General features: G+C 36.2%; 14 protein-coding genes and 1 tRNA gene. 4 read left to right on the forward strand and 11 right to left on the reverse strand.

Translation table 11 applies throughout. The features are described 5' to 3' along the window. Positions 1–10 precede the first annotated feature (10 nt). From R2Q77_RS09340 to R2Q77_RS09365, 6 genes are all read right to left on the reverse strand, one after another. On the reverse strand, positions 11–757 hold the full coding sequence (locus tag R2Q77_RS09340) for an ABC transporter ATP-binding protein (protein ID WP_316803455.1): 747 nt from the start codon (positions 755–757) through the stop codon (positions 11–13). After that, complete coding sequence (locus tag R2Q77_RS09345; RefSeq protein WP_316803456.1) at positions 757–1,956, reverse strand: efflux RND transporter periplasmic adaptor subunit; 1,200 nt, start codon at positions 1,954–1,956, stop codon at positions 757–759. Before R2Q77_RS09345 ends, R2Q77_RS09340 begins: the two co-directional genes overlap by 1 nt. Positions 1,957–1,997: 41 nt before the next feature. Beyond that, positions 1,998–3,293, reverse strand: a complete 1,296-nt coding sequence (locus R2Q77_RS09350) for a TolC family protein (protein WP_316803457.1) — start codon at positions 3,291–3,293, stop codon at positions 1,998–2,000. Positions 3,294–3,460: 167 nt separating this feature from the next. Continuing rightward, positions 3,461–4,486: an LD-carboxypeptidase gene (locus R2Q77_RS09355; protein WP_316803458.1), complete on the reverse strand. Its 1,026-nt coding sequence runs from the start codon at positions 4,484–4,486 to the stop codon at positions 3,461–3,463. A gap of 311 nt (positions 4,487–4,797) precedes the next feature. After that, positions 4,798–4,870 (reverse strand) — tRNA-Met (locus R2Q77_RS09360). 4 nt (positions 4,871–4,874) lie between these two features. Next, positions 4,875–5,036 carry a hypothetical protein gene (locus R2Q77_RS09365; RefSeq protein WP_316803459.1) on the reverse strand — a complete coding sequence of 54 codons (162 nt, stop codon included), beginning with the start codon at positions 5,034–5,036 and terminating at the stop codon, positions 4,875–4,877. A gap of 214 nt (positions 5,037–5,250) precedes the next feature. Between R2Q77_RS09365 and R2Q77_RS09370 the strand changes: the two genes are divergently transcribed. After that, positions 5,251–6,549, forward strand: a complete 1,299-nt coding sequence (locus tag R2Q77_RS09370; protein ID WP_316803460.1) for a DEAD/DEAH box helicase — start codon at positions 5,251–5,253, stop codon at positions 6,547–6,549. A gap of 157 nt (positions 6,550–6,706) precedes the next feature. On the opposite strand, the gene R2Q77_RS09375 is transcribed toward R2Q77_RS09370, so the two are convergent. The 4 genes from R2Q77_RS09375 to R2Q77_RS09390 form a co-directional block, all read right to left on the reverse strand. Further along, positions 6,707–8,026: an OmpA family protein gene (locus R2Q77_RS09375; protein ID WP_316803461.1), complete on the reverse strand. Its 1,320-nt coding sequence runs from the start codon at positions 8,024–8,026 to the stop codon at positions 6,707–6,709. Positions 8,027–8,237: 211 nt separating this feature from the next. Next, on the reverse strand, positions 8,238–8,903 hold the full coding sequence (locus R2Q77_RS09380; protein WP_316803462.1) for a YdeI/OmpD-associated family protein: 666 nt from the start codon (positions 8,901–8,903) through the stop codon (positions 8,238–8,240). A gap of 8 nt (positions 8,904–8,911) precedes the next feature. Continuing rightward, a complete protein-coding gene (locus R2Q77_RS09385) occupies positions 8,912–9,442 on the reverse strand; it encodes an RNA methyltransferase (protein WP_316803463.1) in 531 nt (176 codons plus the stop codon). Between the two features lie 16 nt (positions 9,443–9,458). Beyond that, positions 9,459–10,610, reverse strand: a complete 1,152-nt coding sequence (locus tag R2Q77_RS09390; RefSeq protein WP_316803464.1) for a galactokinase — start codon at positions 10,608–10,610, stop codon at positions 9,459–9,461. Between the two features lie 74 nt (positions 10,611–10,684). Between R2Q77_RS09390 and R2Q77_RS09395 the strand changes: the two genes are divergently transcribed. After that, positions 10,685–11,734, forward strand: a complete 1,050-nt coding sequence (locus R2Q77_RS09395; protein WP_316803465.1) for an aldose epimerase family protein — start codon at positions 10,685–10,687, stop codon at positions 11,732–11,734. Between the two features lie 3 nt (positions 11,735–11,737). Beyond that, positions 11,738–12,133: a DUF1398 domain-containing protein gene (locus R2Q77_RS09400; RefSeq protein WP_316803466.1), complete on the forward strand. Its 396-nt coding sequence runs from the start codon at positions 11,738–11,740 to the stop codon at positions 12,131–12,133. 205 nt (positions 12,134–12,338) lie between these two features. On the opposite strand, the gene R2Q77_RS09405 is transcribed toward R2Q77_RS09400, so the two are convergent. Further along, positions 12,339–13,100, reverse strand: coding sequence for a LytTR family DNA-binding domain-containing protein (locus R2Q77_RS09405; RefSeq protein WP_316803467.1), 762 nt, complete (start codon positions 13,098–13,100; stop codon positions 12,339–12,341). Between the two features lie 334 nt (positions 13,101–13,434). Here R2Q77_RS09405 and R2Q77_RS09410 point away from each other — a divergent pair, with 334 nt between their 5' ends. After that, complete coding sequence (locus tag R2Q77_RS09410) at positions 13,435–16,533, forward strand: two-component regulator propeller domain-containing protein (RefSeq protein ID WP_316803468.1); 3,099 nt, start codon at positions 13,435–13,437, stop codon at positions 16,531–16,533. The last annotated feature ends 4 nt before the right edge of the window (positions 16,534–16,537 follow it).

Genomic DNA, 16,537 nt, shown 5'->3' on the forward strand with positions numbered 1-16,537 from the left:
TTCTTTCTATTTAATAATCATCAGATTCGGGCAGGTTTGCCAATGCTTCTTTAGCCGATCGCTGATTTTCGTTTATACTGTCTTTTTGGATTTTGCCATCACGAAGCATAATGGTCCTTCTGCTAAAAGCAGCAATATCAGGCTCGTGTGTTACAAAAACTATGGTTTTACCTTCAGCATTTAATTCCTGCATTAAAGCCATAATTTCGTAGGAGGTTCTTGTATCTAAATTTCCAGTGGCTTCATCAGCTAAAATCATAACCGGCTGGTTTACCAATGCCCTTGCTATGGCAACACGCTGTTGTTGTCCGCCCGAAAGCTGGCTTGGTGTATGATCAAATCGTTCAGCTAACTTTACCGATTCCAGTGCTTTAATGGCTTTATCTTTACGTTCTTCGGCCGTGATTTTTTTATTGTAAAAGAGGGGTAACTCTACATTTTCCAATGCCGAAGTTCTTGGCAACAAATTATAAGCCTGAAACACAAAACCAATTTTAGTATTCCTTAAACCGGCTAAACTATCCCGGTCTAAACTCTTAACATCAACACCATCTAATAGATAAGTGCCATCAGTTGGCTTATCCAAACAGCCAAGGATGTTAAGCAACGTTGTTTTTCCTGACCCGCTACTGCCCATAATGGTCACAAATTCCCCGGCCTCAATATCAAAGCTAATGCCTTTTAAGGCCCGTACCGTTTGAGTGCCCATTACAAACTCACGTTTTAAGTCATGGATGTCTAATATTTTCTGTCCCATTATCTTTTCCTGTTATTACCACCTGGGCGTTTTGGCATAAACGGACTTGATTGTCCTTGAGTTTTAGCTTCCGCTTTGCCCATTACCTGTGCAGCTGTCACTACTTCATCAGTTGCGGCCAAACCACTTAATACTTCAACCTGGGTATTGTTGTTAATTCCAGTTTTAATTTTCTTTTGTACCAGTTTGTTCTCTGCTGATTTTACCCATACATAAGCTTCACCTTCTGCTACAGGTTTTTTCTCAGGATTAATCCAGGTAAGCTGATATTTTGGTGCAAGGGTCGAATCTGGCATATACTTAATGGCTTTTGCAGGAATTAGCATGGCCTTGTTTACTTCTTTAGTAAAAATGGTAATGTTGGCAGTCATGCCTGGTTTTAGCTTATTATCATCATTTGCTGTTTTAATAATTGTTTTATAAGTAACCACATTGGATGAAATGGTCGGATTAAGTCTGATTTCCTGGATGGTTCCGTTAAAAGTATCGTTCAAATAGGCATCAACGGTAAACGTGGCCCGTTCATCTTTTGATATACCGCCAACATCAGCCTCATCTACGGACGCTTCCACCTGCATTTTTGTTAAATCTTTTGCAATGCTAAAAATGGTAGGCGTACTAAAGCTTGCCGCTACTGTGGTACCCTCACTTACGCTACGGGATAAAACCGTTCCATCAATAGGCGAGTAAATACTTGCCAGTGACAGGTTTTTCTGGGCAGATTGCAATTGTGCTTTTATGCTGTTTACAGAAGCTTTAGCCGCGTTATAGGTGTATAAAGCATTATCGTAATCGGCTTTGCTGATGGCCCCAACATTATATAAACCACTTTGGCGGCTAAAATTTCCCTGCTGATAAACCAACTGGCTCTGTGCACTGGCTAAGTTTGCTAAATACTGGTTAACTGTTGCTTCGAACAAGGTTTTATCCAGCTCCGCTAACAACTGACCCTTTTTAACTTTAGAGTTAAAATCGGCATAAAGTGTTTTTATTGTACCAGAAACCTGTGTACCTACGGCAACGGTATCTACCGGCTGTACTTTTCCTGTTGCCGTAACATTTTCTGAAATGTATCCTGTTTTGGGTTTCTCTGTACTGAGTACTACAATCTGCTCACTTTTACGCAGTGCGAAATACCAAACTCCAAAGGCAATTACGGCGATGCCAAGGATGAGCCATATAATTTTATTCTTCTTCATTTTCTTAATATTAATAGGATGCCTTAATCTTTTTTGATGATTTAATTGGTTATTGGAATGCCGGTATAAAAATTATAGATTTTAGTATATAAGTTTGCGGTATATTTTGCCTGTACAAAAGATTGCAAAGCTTGTATATAAAGGTTTTTTTGCTGTAGATATTCCACCGTATTGCTTATACCTTGCTTTAGTTGGGCATTAGAAATCCGCAGTGCTTCATCCGTATATTTAAATTGCTCATCAGCAGCCTCATATTGACTGTTTGCATTTTGAACATTAATGTATGCCCTTTCAACATTTTGAGTAAGGGTAGTTTTAGTATCTAATAAAGATAACTTAGCTTGTTCAATACCAATATTAGCTTTTGCTACATTGGTTTTCGTTACTTTTCTATCAAAAATTGGAATTGAAAGTGTTAAACCTAACGATTGATTAAAGGCATTATTAAGCTGGTATGAATAACTGCCCAGCGAATTATTATTATAACCGCTATATAAAGAGCCGGATAAACTTAAAGTAGGTCTGATGGTCGCTTTAGCCTTCAACAGTTCAGTGTTTTGCAGTTGAATGTTTAGCTCTGCACTTTTAATCTCCGGACGTGTACGTAGTGCTTTATCCTGGGCAGATGCTAAATTATCTAATGCCTGATTGGTTTTTGTCGTATCTTGTGTAACCACCTCAAATGCAGATGAAGTAGGTAATTGCAGGATTTGTTTTAAGGTTAATATATTTTGTTGTAAAGTGTTTTGAGCGGTTATCAGGGTATATTTATCGTTGGCATAGCTGGCTTCCAGTTGTAATAAATCTTTTTTTGCAATGGTTCCAAACTTCATTTGTTGCTGGGCCTGATCTACCTGTGCCTTGCTTGTGGTGAGTAAATCCTGTAAATAGGTAATATTTTCTTTCGCTAAAAGAATATTCAGGTAAGCCTGCGTAATGGATATGGTGATGTCGTTTTTTGCAGCATCAACCGAAAGATTAGCCGTTTGCAAACTTAAATCTTTAGCCTTGATGTCATTTTTAAGGTAACCGCCATTATAGAGGGTCATTGCAGAATTTACACCATAACCGCTTGTGGTTTCCAGTCCCGATTTATAATTGGTAAGGGCCTGTGAAACACTGGCAGATAAATTGGGAAGGGTAGCCGTTTTAGAAGCAATTAAATCTTGTTCAGCCGTTTTAGAACTTAACACCAGGTTGTTAATGTTGATGTTTTTTTCTTTGGCATATTCAATGCAGGTTTTCAAATCCCAAACTTTGGGTTGCTCTTGTGCCTGGCTGCTGTGCCCTGCAAGCAGAAATAGAAATACGGTTATATAGGAAATGTATGGGCGCATAGCAAATATTTTTTGTGCTTAATATTAATATTGTACACAAAAATATATCCGGCTAAAGCATGATTTTGACAATTGCGACCAAATCCGAAAATACGTAGACAAAACGATTCGATTTTGAGATCAGCCAGTTTGAGGAAGTTATCCGCTACTTAAAAGAAATGGAGATTTTATATTGTTTTTAATACAGTTCCGCTTTCATTTACTTGCAGTTGATGCTGTACGCCACATTTTAAGGCAAAATTATTTCTTTGGTGACCAACCGGGAAATCAAAAGCAACCGGGTAATTGTATTCTTTAATTTTTTCCATTACAATTTCATAAATGGTTTTTCCAAATTCCTCTCCAACATCATCTGGCTTAATTTTAAACCCACCAATAATTAATCCTTTTAGTTTATCCAGTTTCCCGCTTCGTTTCAAACTCCAGAACATCCTGTCCAGGTTGTATAGGTATTCTCCCGTATCTTCTACAAAAAGAATTTTGTGGTCTGTGTTTAAGTCAGACTGGCTTCCACAAAGCGTTTCAACAATGCTCAGGTTACCTCCAACCAAAATACCTTCAGCCTTACCAAATTTATTATTTGTATGGGCAGGAGCGGAGTAAGCCATCTCTTCGCCAATTAATACATTCTTGATGGATAAGATGGTTTCTATTTGCATAGGTTCAGCTTTATCCCACTCATCGGGAAAGCTGTTGCACATTTTAGAATGAATTGAAGCAATACCAAATTGCCTCGCTAAATGACAGTGTAAAACGGTTATATCGCTAAAACCAATAATCCATTTCGGATTTTTTTTAAATTTAGAAAAATCAAGCCGGTCAATAATCCTTACAAAACCATAACCACCACGGGCGCACATAATGGTTTTAACAGTAGGATCATCGAGCATATTCTGAAAATCGATTAGCCTTTCTTCATCTGTGCCGCCATAGATAAAATCGCGTTTTCCTATGGTATTGCCTATTTTAATTTTAAATCCCCAATCCTGCATTTGTACAACAGAAGACTGGATTTGTTCCATAGAAATGTAACCTGACGGGCTGGTTATGCCTATTGTATCTCCTGCTTTAAGGTATGGAGGGATTTTAAAAGATGATGCATTTTCCGGTTCGATGGTAATGGCAAGGCTTTTAAATGCAGGCAATAGCGCAGCTGAAGCTATAAATGAAGAAAGGAAATATTTTCTGTTCATCTAAAATGTAGTATTTTAAACGAATATAGGGTTTGAAATGATGAAATGAAGGTAACAAAAATATGAAAAGGGATTTATATCCATAAATCCCTTTAAACCAAACAAATTAATCTGTAAAAGATTAGTATAATGTGAATTAACTATATAACCAAGTAATGCGAAAATTGTTTTTTGGTGTTAAATTATTTTTATAAAAAAAATAAGGCTATCCCTCGCGGATAGCCTTAGCTAACAACAAAACAAATATATGATAACCAAATCATTCAAGCTTGAATAGTACAAGCTTGTAAAGTATATGAGCGTATACTTTGCGGCCCAGTGATGGATTCGAACCACCATGTAAAAGTTTATGAAACTCCAACCTTTCCCTTCAGTCAACTGGCCATTTTTACAGTTGTTTAAGCGTCAAATAATCTTTCAATTCTACAATTTGATCTTTGTTTAAAGTATCTTTATCATCCTGAGCCAGTTCCTTCTTTTCTTCACTTGTTAGTGGATAAATGAAGTTAGGGTACTCATCTATTGCAGGGTATTGAAAGTAAATAGACATAATAGTGATCCTTTAAGTTTAACCATTAATAACATTAACCAATAAGGTTAGGCAAATATATAAATTAGTATATAATATCTATAGAAATAGTAGTATTTATTTTCAAATAATTTTTAACTCTTAAAAATGCCTGAAAAGAGCAATTCAAATTCATGTTCTTAAAAGCTAATTATTTTAAGGATATTTGCATCCTTATTCATTAATCAAAAAAATTGTGTCTTTAGATAAATTAAAACTCAGTAAGCCACTTGTTGCGGCAATGACAGATGCCGGATTTCTAACTCCAAAAGAGGTTCAGTTAAAAACAATGTCGAGGATTTTGGGCGGACAGGATGTAGTTGCTGTAGGACCTGAAGGGATTGGTAAAACCACAACATATGTTTTGGCTACACTGATGAAGCTTAAATATGCTTTTGAAGAAGCGCCGCGTGCTTTAATTTTAGTGCCTGATGCTGAGCATGTTGCTGAAGTAATAGCGCAATTTAATTTGCTTAACAGAAATAAAACATTTCGCATTGTTGGGATAGACAGTTCAGGAAGTATAGATGCGCAAATGAACGAACTGACCGATGGAGTTGACATTATAGTAGCTGTGCCTGATCGTGCACGTGCTTTATATTTAAAGTTGGCGCTAAATACCAATAAAATTCAGTTGTTTATTGTGGATAATGCTGAATTAATTGTTAAAAAAGGCTTACAATTACCCGTTGTAGAGCTGGCAAATAGTGCTCAAAAAGCACAACACGTTGTTTTTACAGAGGTTTTGCATGATAAATTAAACCACATGCTTAATCCTTTTATGAAGTTTCCGGCAATTATTGAAGTTCAGGAACTGGCCGAAAAGGAAGCAGAAATACACCAGCAGTTATTATACCAGGTGCCTAATTTTAGAACCAAACTTAACCTGCTTACACTTTTAATGGGCGACGCCGAAGTGTTTGATAAAGTTGTTGTTTTTGTAAACACCAAATTAACTGCTCAAACGGTTTATAAGAATTTCAATCATGTTAATGAAGGTGAAATAAGCATTTACAGATCGTTATTTTTTGATGATGCAGGTTTTGATGATATACAGGATTTTAAAAACATTGCTGAAGCCAGGATTTTAATTGTAGCTAACGAAGGTCTTCAGGATCTTGATGTTTCTGGTATTCCATTTATTATTCATTTAGAATTGCCTGAGCAAAAAGAAACATTAATTAAGAGGATTGTAAAACATGGTGATGAAGAAGTGGTGGCCATTACATTCTCTACGGATATTGAATTAATTGAGGTTAGAAAAATTGAGCAGGCGGTAGGCGAGCTGATGCAGCTTATGGATTTGCCTGATGAATTAAAAGTAGATACTACTGCTTCGAAAACTAAAAAGAAAAAATCAACAGACGAAGAAGAGGAATCTTCAGATCGTGGTGCTGCATTTCACGATAAGAAGGCCAGCAACGTAAAAAACTATAATTATAGTGCAGGCACAAAAGCAAAAATGACTTACAAAAATAAAAAGGGTTTATCTTAACTTTTTTATATACGGAGCAACTGTTATTTTGAATTAGGCTTATAATTCTTTAAAATAGCGCCCTGATTCAAACAACATTTAATTTTTTTCAATAAAAATTAAAGCAAAAAAAAGTCCCGATTTTCATCGGGACTTTTTAATTATCGTTAATTAACGATTAGTATAATGTAAATTCTACACGACGGTTTTGTTGACGACCAGCTGCAGTTTTGTTGGTTGCAATTGGTTGACCCATTCCGTAACCAGTAGCTTCGATTCTTGATGCGTTAGCACCTTGAGATACTAAATAAGCTTTTACTGATTCAGCTCTATCTTTAGATAAACGTAAGTTTAACTCTTTAGAACCTGTGTTATCTGTGTGACCAGCTAATTTTAAGCTAAAGTTTTTCTCTACTAATAGAGCAGCAACACGGTTTAAAGTACCATAAGATTTTGAACGAATGGTTGCTTTACCTAAATCAAATTCTAAATCTTTAATCGCATCAGTTACAACTTTACGATCTGCTTCAGTTACAACAACTTTAGTTTCTTTAATGATTTGTGGTTTTGGAGTTGTTAAAGGACAACCTGAACCATCTACTACAGTACCTGCAGGAGTTCCTGGGCATTTGTCAAATTTGTTTGCAACACCATCATTATCATCATCACCTAAATCTTTAGCATATTGCTCACGATCTCTTGCAGCATTTTGCTCAGCAGTAGATAATGCTCTTCTTAAATCAGCACTTTCTTCTCCACTTTGTTTACGTAAATTAGCTAAAGAGCTATAGTTTTGTAATTGAGGTTTGTCTTTACTTCCTAAAGCAAACTCTAAACCAGCGTGTGCATAGGCAAATCTGTCATTAGTACCTGTGTTAACCCCGTCAAATTTAGCAGATTTAACAAAGTTCACATCATAACCGAAATCTAAGTTGATTCCTTTAGCTACACCTAATTTAAAACCAGCACCTACTGGAACAAACCAGCCTTCTCTGTAAGAACCACCATCATTTGGCGTAATGTTATTTACAGTAGCACCTGATGACATGTAACCAGCACCTGCTTTTAAGTAAGGGATAATAACTGCATTTTCGTTATTGATGTTGATGTTTGCAACATTATAAACAGCTGTTAAAGCACCTGACCATTGAATGTTTGTTTTGTAACCTGTGTTGGCAACATAACCACCTACACCGTTAGCAATTCTTAATTCTTCAACTTTACCTGCTAAGAAATCAGCCTGAATACCTAAAGAAGGTAAAATTTGCTTTTTAATATAACCACCGTAACCTACGTGCTCACTTGGCGTTTGGAATAAGTGATTAGAGTTGCCAAAAATTGTTCTTGGCGTTAATAAGCCACCGTGTACACCTACAGACCATGTTCTGAAGTCTTGTGTAGAGAAACGATTGGTTGTTGGGGTTTCCTGGGCAAATAATTGTGACGATAAGCCTAATAAGGCAACCAACATTGTTGATTTTGTAATCTTGGAGTTCATATTTTTTCTTTTTACGTTATTCAATAGATTTTACTACTGTTGTTGGTATGCTTTAAGAAAAAACCCTGCCAAAGATGAATCAAACAGTTCAAAATACACTAAATCAATCGCTTATAAGGGAGATTATTCCTTATCGCTTTGTTATATAAAAAAGAAAAGAAGATAAAATTATGTATAGTATTGTATACAAATTTAACTTTGTGATAATATTTTAATCCTTTGAGGATGGATTTTTTTTACTATTTAGAAGCATCTTTATAGCTTTTTCTACTCTTGTAAGCCTTGTTTTTTCCTGCTTAGCAGTTAAAATCCACAATACATATTCTTTTTTATTTGAATAGGAGAGCTGACTGAAGAATTGTAAAGCATCCGGATAAATACTTATTGCAGCCTTAAAATCGGCCGGGAGGGTAACGGTCTTTTTATCTACATCAATAAAATCGGCAAATTCATTGTGTTTTATCTGTGCATTGCCAACATTTGATGTTTTTACTTCCGATAATGGTTTTAATCGTAATCCTGTCCAGGTAGTATCTATCGATGCAGATGCGCAGGGCGTTAAACCATGCAAGTCCAAATCTTGCCAGGTATTCATCAGATCAAGGTCTGATTTTATTTTTGATGATTTTTTTGGATAAACAATCCATATTATACTGCCGGGTTTAATCGAATTAAGATACCTTTCAACCTGACTGGATAAATCTTTTTTACTGAGTGCAAAACAAATTAATGCATCAAACACAGGTGCATTACCATATTCAAAAGAAATATCGCCGGGAATTTCACCAAAGATTGATGACGCATCTACAGGAGCACCATCGATCTTTACTGTATATCCGGGTTTAATCTGAAGCTTTTTTAAAAGTGGATTTTGCATACACTTAATTATAATCTCATTTTGGCAAAGAAATCCCAAAATACAATTCCCGCAGATATAGTGATATTAAAAGAATGCTTCGTTCCAAATTGAGGTATTTCAATACATTCATCTATTTTAGCCATTACTTCTTCGCTAACCCCATCAACTTCGTTTCCGAATATTAAAGCATATTTTTTAAGCGGATCAGGTGTAAATGTATTCAGCATAGTGCTGTTTTCTGCCTGTTCAATAGCCACAATCTCATAGCCTAAGGCACGTAAAGCATCAACCGCCTGAACGGTGTCTGTATAATGGATCCAATCTACAGATTGCGTAGCACCCAATGCTGTTTTCTCAATTTCCCGATGCGGTGGTTGTGCTGTAATTCCGCAAAGCACAACTTTTTCAAGTGCAAAGCCATCGGCGGTTCTAAAAATAGAACCTACATTATGCATACTTCTTACGTTATCCAATACTGCAATAACCGGTAATTTTTCCTGGGCTTTAAATTCTTCTATATCCGGACGGTTTAACTCGTCTAATTTTAATTTCTTCATTCAATAATATGTGCTACTAAAGCCTTGCCGGACCGTTTCCTATTTCACTAATATAAATTTCTGCGGGGTAACCGATTTTATCCACATAATAATCTGTTAATTTCTTTGCAAAATCTTCTTCAAACCCTTTTTCAAGCAAAGCAATTGCACAACCGCCAAAACCAGCACCCGTCATCCGTGCGCCGATTACATGCTCGTAGTCGATGCAAAAATCAACTACCGCATCCAGTTCTTTACCGCTTACTTCATATAGTTCTTTTAAAGATTGGTGAGAAGCATACATCAAACGGCCAAATTCATCCAAATCGCCTGCATTTAAGGCTTTAGCGGCTAAATGAACCCGGTCATTTTCTTTAACCACATGTGTTGCCCTGTTTAATATCAGTTCGTCTTTAATTAAATGACTGTGCAAAGCAAATTTTTCTGCTGTTAATTCGCAAAGATTATGCAAGGTAATTTCCTCATTTAGTGCTTTTAAAGCGGTCTGACACTCGGCAACGCGTTCATTATATTTGGAATCTGCAAGTTCCCTCGGTTTATTGGTATTAATAATTGCTAAAACATAATTACCCAGGTTAACATCAACCATTTTATATTTTAAAGTATCGCAGTCCAAAACAATTGCTTTATCCTTTTCGCCAAAAGCCACCGCAAACTGATCCATAATACCAGAATTAACCCCAATAAACTCATTTTCTACCCGTTTTGCCATTTTAACCAGGTCAAGTTTATCGTAACCTAAATTAAAATAATCATTAAGGGCAAAAGCCGTAGCCATTTCTATAGAGGCAGATGATGAAAGCCCCGAGCCGATTGGAATGTTACCAAAATATAATAAATCTACTCCTGATAAACTTTTACCATCAGTTATAAATTCATTTAAAATTCCAATAGGGTAGTTGAACCAGGAGCTGCCGTTTTTTTGTTGAACTTCATTACTATTAATTTCTATAACAGACTCAAAGTTCAGGCTTTTAAACCTAAATTTTTGATCGTTGTTTGGCGCTAAAACGAGCCATGTACCTAATGTTATTGCACAAGGCATTACCAGGCCACCATTATAATCAATATGTTCTCCAATTAAATTAACCCGGCCAGGTGTAAAGTATACAGCATCAGCATTTTTATGGTATTGTTCGGCAAATTTTTCAGCTAATTCAATCTTCATTTGGTTAAAAATATTTATAAAATCATTAATAATAGTATGTTTGTTTAGGAAACAAAAGCCCTAAGTTACAATTTATGAGCGTTCAGCAAACACCAACAGGAAAAAATATTGACGGCAAACCGGTTGTCGCAATCGAACTAACCAATAAAAAAGGCACTTACGTTAAAATATTTAATTATGGTGCTATAATTAACAAGTTTATTGTTAAAAATGCACAGGGTAAAGAACAAGACATTGTTTTGGGCTTTGATACTTTTGAGCAATACCTGGATGAAAAATACCTGGAGAACAATGGATTAATTGGCGCTGTGGTTGGCCGGTACGCCAACAGGATTAAAAATGGAAGATTCACTATTGAGGACAAAACCTATCAATTGGCTCAAAATGCCGGCCCTGATTGCTTGCACGGTGGAATAACTGGTTTTGATAAAAAGGTTTGGGATATTATAGAAACAAGTGAGGAGCCAAATGCTGCTGTTACCCTTGAATATGAAAGTGAGGATGGGGAAGAAAACTTTCCCGGAAACCTGGTAGTTGCACTCACCTTTGAGTTAACCGATAATGATGAACTTATTTTAAGTTATGAAGCAGAAACAGATCAGGCTACGGCAATAAATTTAACACATCATGGTTATTTTAACCTATCGCCAAATGGGGGTAACTTAGCCAAACATAAGCTTCAGATTTTTGGATCCAATTACCTTGAGCAGGATGACAATTATTCGGTTACCGGAAAATTAATTCCTGTTAAAGATACCGCCTTAGACTTTACCCAAATGAAAGAAATTGGTAAAGACTGGGATGCAAATGTGGGTTACGACCAAACCTTTGTGCTGGATAAAATCCATGGTGATTTAACTTTAGCGAGCAAAACAATTAGTGAAGATAGCGGTTTAGTATTAAGTGTTTATACAACAGAGCCAGTAGCGCATTTATATACTTCAAAGTATTTAAGAGCCCAAAACGGTAAGGAAGGACGTGATTATATTGGTTATGATGCTTTTTGCATCGAAACACAGCATCATCCGAATGCGATTAATATCCCTGAATTTCCAAGTACCATTTTAAAACCTGAGGATTTGTATACTCAAACAACTGTTTACAAAGTTTCACTAAATAAATAAGCTATGTTTACCATTGAAGAGATAAAAGCAGCTGAATCGAAAATAAAAACTGGCGCTGATTTCCCGAATTTCATTAAAGAAATAAAGAAGCTTGGCGTAAAAAGAAATGATGTTTATGTTTCCAATGGATTATCTATATATTTTGGAGATGAAGATCACAATGAACAAACAAGTCCTGAAAATTATCCGGATTTAATTATTAATGACGAATCTTCTCCAGAAAAACTACAACATGCATTAAGTATTCATCAAAAGGGCGAAACCGATTATTTTACCTTTTGTAAGCAGGCAGCTGATGCAGGCGTGGAAAAATGGATAATCGAAACGGCTGATTTAAGTGTGGTATACTTAAACAGTGAAGGAAATGAACTGATTAAAGAAAATATACCAGTAGGGTAGTGAGTCCTAATTTTTCTTGAATAAGAATGTCTTGTTGCCCTAATCGAAAGACGGTAATTATTTTCTAAAACGAGTTTAATTAAAGAACGTACAAAATCTGAATGCTGATGCTGTACGTTCTAATCACTATTTACTTATTTCTTTGGTTCCGTCGCTGTTCCAATTCACAAAAGAGGAATTAGCGATCAATCTTAAATAAGGGTAATTATTGATTGATTTTGCCTGTAAAAATGTTGTTTGGGCCAATTGACAGAATTTGAATTAATGCTGTTTTTCTTGATGGGGAAACCTCAATTTCGGTATCGTCCTCCATTTCCAAGGTACCGCCATTGCCCTTACGATATTTTACAACATAGTTAAGGTTAACAATAACAGAGCGGTTAACACGCAAAAAGAATTCATCCTGAAGGATATACTCGTATTCTTTTAAGGTTTTAGAAACAATAATCTTTTTTTTATCGTGTAAATAAAAAGTACTGTAGTTACTCATCGCCTCAACACGCATAATATTAGCCTTGTTCACAAAATAAATTCCTTCAGCAGTAGACAGCGCCAACCGGCTATTGATTGATTTATGGTCTGATAAAGTGATGCTTTTAGTGTATTCTGCGCGTCTTTTCTTCAGCCTGAAAATAGCTGCATGCAATTCATCTTCATCAATTGGTTTAACCAGATAATCTACCGCATTTAATCGCAATGCCTCCAGGGTATAGGTATCATAAGCAGTTGTAAAAATAACCTGAAAATTAAAAGCCCCTAATTTCTCGAGAAATTGGAAACCATTTAAGCCGGGCATTTCTACATCCAGAAAAAGTACATCGGGGTTCAGCTCCAGGATTTTAGAAAGTGCTTTAAAAGGGTCGTTAAAAATAGCCTGTACCTGGAGGTCTTCGCTAAACGTTTCCAGTTTACGATTGAGCAGGAAACTACCACGCACTTCATCATCCAATATAACTGCTTTTAACATCCCGAGCTTTTTAACAGACTAAATTTCGCTTTTTAATCCATACTAAACAAATTGAAAATTAGCTGATTAATAATTCACTTGTGCGACTTATTGAGCTGTACTGAATTAAAATTGGATTATAAATAAGATCATTCCTATTAAAATGAGTAAAACAGTTAGTTGAACGAGTGGAGCGCCAGTGCTGAATAGCAAAGATTGTTCTTATTGAATATAATAATGTGTTATTTTGAATTGTATTTTGCTGTAAATCTACAATTTACGCCCTACAGGGTTAGATTGGATAAAGTAGAAGAAAGATACACTTGCTTATTTAAGGTGGCTTATTCAATTTAATATGAAAATATACCATTGCATACTTTTGGTTTTAGTAATAACCGGGCCGTTGGTATTCGGACAATCTTTTCCTAACTTAAAATTTAATCAGCTTACCGTAAAAGATGGATTAAGCACCAATGCTGTAAAATGTTCGTATGAGGATCATAATGGTATTATCTGGATTGCCACAAGCAAAGGTTTAAACCGTTATGATGGCACCGGCATAAAAGAATTTAAGCATAATGCTAAAGATACTCAGTCTATTTGTAATGATGTTATTAATTATATAGCAGCCGATCCAGAACATCATTTATGGCTTGCCACTTTGGGCGGGCTATCCCGTTTCGATCCAAAGACGGGAAAAGCGGTCAATTTCTTACACAACGAATACAATAAGAACAGCTTAGCCAGCGACCAGAATTGTTCGCCGTTTTTTGATAGCAAAGGCAGGTTATGGCTGGCTACAAATGGCGGAATACAACTGTTTAATTATAAAAAGAACACTTTTATAACATTTAAGGCACCTGCTTTAAAAGCAGACTTAAATGCTTATGCCTATAATTCGTTCGTTGCGGTTCGGGAAGACAAAACACACCGTTTATGGGCGTTAAGTGCTTATGGATTATACCTTATCGATGAGCAAAACAAAAGGCTTATTCTGTACAACCAGGGTGGCACTAATGAAAATGTAACCTTTTATCAGGGTTCTAACGGTACTATTTATTTAGGACAGCACAAGGGTATTCAAACTTTCGATCCTCAAAAGGGGACTTATCAAGAATTGTTGAAATCGCTTTTTAATCTGCCTGGTATACGGGTAAACGACATTAATGAATGGACTGATAACCAGCAGCATAAATGGCTTTGCATAGCCGGTAATGGTGGCTTTGCCTTAATGAACCCAAAGAGCGGCCGCTTAAAAGAATATGTTTCTGATAATCTGAATCCGTCATCGCTTAATGCATTTAATATTTACCATATTCAAAAAGACAGGCAGAATCGCCTGTGGCTATCAACCGACAATGGACTAAACATTATCGACCCGAACCTGCAGAATTTTGAAAACATTCCTTTATATCAACAGCTTAAATTAAGTAACCCCAAAATTTTCGGCTTACCCAACAACATGCTCGAAACAAAAGACCGGTTTTACCTGACAGGCTATTATGCCAAAGGTATTTACGTGTTCGATAAAAACTGGAAATTTTTGTCGCATACCTTGCAGGTTCCTGAAAACGCCAAAAGCGCGTTGAGCAAATCGATTAACAGCATTTACAAAGATGACCAGAACAATTTTTGGTTTAGTACAGACTCAGGTTTGATTAAAAAAAGTGGAAATCAATACAAATTCTTCTTTCCTCCGGTAGATACCACCAATAAAGATAATCTTGCCATATCCAAAATATATAAAAGAAAAGATGGTTTGTTCTGGATAAGGGCAAGGCAAAATGGTATTTATCTTTTTGATCCGTTTAAGGGGATATTTATGAAGCAATATAAGGTGGATGGCAAAGCCATTGATGGCCCTGTTTATTCCTGTCTTTTAGATAAAAACGATAATTTTTGGATTGGTTCTACCAAAGGATTGAGTTACTATGTTCCCTCTAAAGATGCCTTTAACAAAATCATAGTAAAAAAAGCTGATGGCAAACAATACCCGATAAGCTGGATAACGGATATTACTGAAGATAAAGACCATATTATATGGGCAGTTTCGGATGTAGGCCTGGTAAAGATTAACAAATCCACGAGAATTGGTTTGCTGATTGATACTGAAGCCGGCTTGCCCGAAAATTACCTGAAAAGAATATTGGCCGATACCCTGGGAAATTTATGGATTCCATCGCAACAAGGGATTATTAAGTACGACAGGAAGAAGACATTTACTTTTTTTAATGTCAATAACGGTCTTCCTTTTCAATATGAGGGCCATGGTTTTTTTGAAATCGATCAGACCGGCAATTTTTTATTGAGTTTTAGCGGCTTTGTTACGCGGTTTAATCCCTATCATGTCAAAACAAATACCATTGTGCCGCATGTTATTTTAATGGAAATTAACGCCAACGGCGAAGAAATAGCGATTCAGAATTCAGACAAGGCGAAAAAAATTGAGCTTGAGCCGGGAACAAAAATTGTTAATATTCATTTTGCCCTTACAAATTACACGGTACCGCAAGAAAATAAATATTTCTACAAAATAGGTTCGCATGCCCATTGGCAGCAGGTAAAAAATGGCGATATCGCTTTAGGAAGCATGCCAAAAGGTAAATATACACTCTATATTAAGGGGTGTAACAACGATGAGCTTTTTAGCCCTGAGGAAAGCCTGTTTATTACGGTACTGCCTTACTGGTACGAAACAAATTTATTTAGTATACTTTGCCTTGTAGCCGTTTTAAGTCTTATTGTTTTTTTATGGCGCAGGCGGATTGCTTTTATCCGAAAACAATTTTTGTTTAAGCAAAGGCTTTCAGAAAGTGAGCTGAAGGCCATCAGGGCCCAGATGAATCCACATTTTATTTTTAATGTACTTAATTCTATCGAATCTTATATTGTAGAAAACAATCCGAAAACGGCAAGCAGGCTGGTTCAGAAGTTTGCGGCCCTGAGCAGGTTGATATTGGAAAACTCTACCCAGAGTGTAGTTGCGGCAGATCGGGAATGGAAGGCGCTAAAACTTTATGCGGAGCTGGAAGTAATGCGTTTTAACAACCAATTTAGCTGTACGTTTAATTTAGATCCGGATATTGATCTTTCCAGGTTATTATTGCCTCCAATGCTTGTGCAACCCTTAATCGAAAACGCGATACATCATGGAATGCGCAATTCGATTGAAAAAAACAACCACATTAATGTTAAGCTTGAGCAAACCGAAACCGAAATTTGTTTTACTGTGGAAGATAATGGAATTGGGATAGAAGAAGCCGGAAAATTCAGAACCTTTTCTTCCATCAAAGGGAAATCTATCGGTCTTTCATCTATAAGAGATCGTGTAGATATTTTTAATGTACTGAATGAAACTGGATCTGCAAGCTTTAACATCCATAAAAAAGATGAGCGCGAAGGGCGGGGAACTGTTGCAAAGTTAATACTACCGAAAATTTTTAAACAAGGTTAATTTT

The organism is Pedobacter nototheniae (genome assembly GCF_032678625.1).
GTDB lineage: Bacteria > Bacteroidota > Bacteroidia > Sphingobacteriales > Sphingobacteriaceae > Pedobacter > Pedobacter nototheniae_A.

Bases quoted from the DNA above. Each gene is read 5' to 3' on its own strand.
- R2Q77_RS09340 (WP_316803455.1), bottom strand. From the start codon at position 757: ATGGGACAGAAAATATTAGACATCCATGACTTAAAACGTGAGTTTGTA.
- R2Q77_RS09345 (WP_316803456.1), bottom strand. From the start codon at position 1,956: ATGAAGAAGAATAAAATTATATGGCTCATCCTTGGCATCGCCGTAATT.
- R2Q77_RS09350 (WP_316803457.1), bottom strand. From the start codon at position 3,293: ATGCGCCCATACATTTCCTATATAACCGTATTTCTATTTCTGCTTGCA.
- R2Q77_RS09355 (WP_316803458.1), bottom strand. From the start codon at position 4,486: ATGAACAGAAAATATTTCCTTTCTTCATTTATAGCTTCAGCTGCGCTA.
- R2Q77_RS09365 (WP_316803459.1), bottom strand. From the start codon at position 5,036: ATGTCTATTTACTTTCAATACCCTGCAATAGATGAGTACCCTAACTTC.
- R2Q77_RS09375 (WP_316803461.1), bottom strand. From the start codon at position 8,026: ATGAACTCCAAGATTACAAAATCAACAATGTTGGTTGCCTTATTAGGC.
- R2Q77_RS09380 (WP_316803462.1), bottom strand. From the start codon at position 8,903: ATGCAAAATCCACTTTTAAAAAAGCTTCAGATTAAACCCGGATATACA.
- R2Q77_RS09385 (WP_316803463.1), bottom strand. From the start codon at position 9,442: ATGAAGAAATTAAAATTAGACGAGTTAAACCGTCCGGATATAGAAGAA.
- R2Q77_RS09390 (WP_316803464.1), bottom strand. From the start codon at position 10,610: ATGAAGATTGAATTAGCTGAAAAATTTGCCGAACAATACCATAAAAAT.
- R2Q77_RS09395 (WP_316803465.1), top strand. From the start codon at position 10,685: ATGAGCGTTCAGCAAACACCAACAGGAAAAAATATTGACGGCAAACCG.
- R2Q77_RS09400 (WP_316803466.1), top strand. From the start codon at position 11,738: ATGTTTACCATTGAAGAGATAAAAGCAGCTGAATCGAAAATAAAAACT.
- R2Q77_RS09405 (WP_316803467.1), bottom strand. From the start codon at position 13,100: ATGTTAAAAGCAGTTATATTGGATGATGAAGTGCGTGGTAGTTTCCTG.
- R2Q77_RS09410 (WP_316803468.1), top strand. From the start codon at position 13,435: ATGAAAATATACCATTGCATACTTTTGGTTTTAGTAATAACCGGGCCG.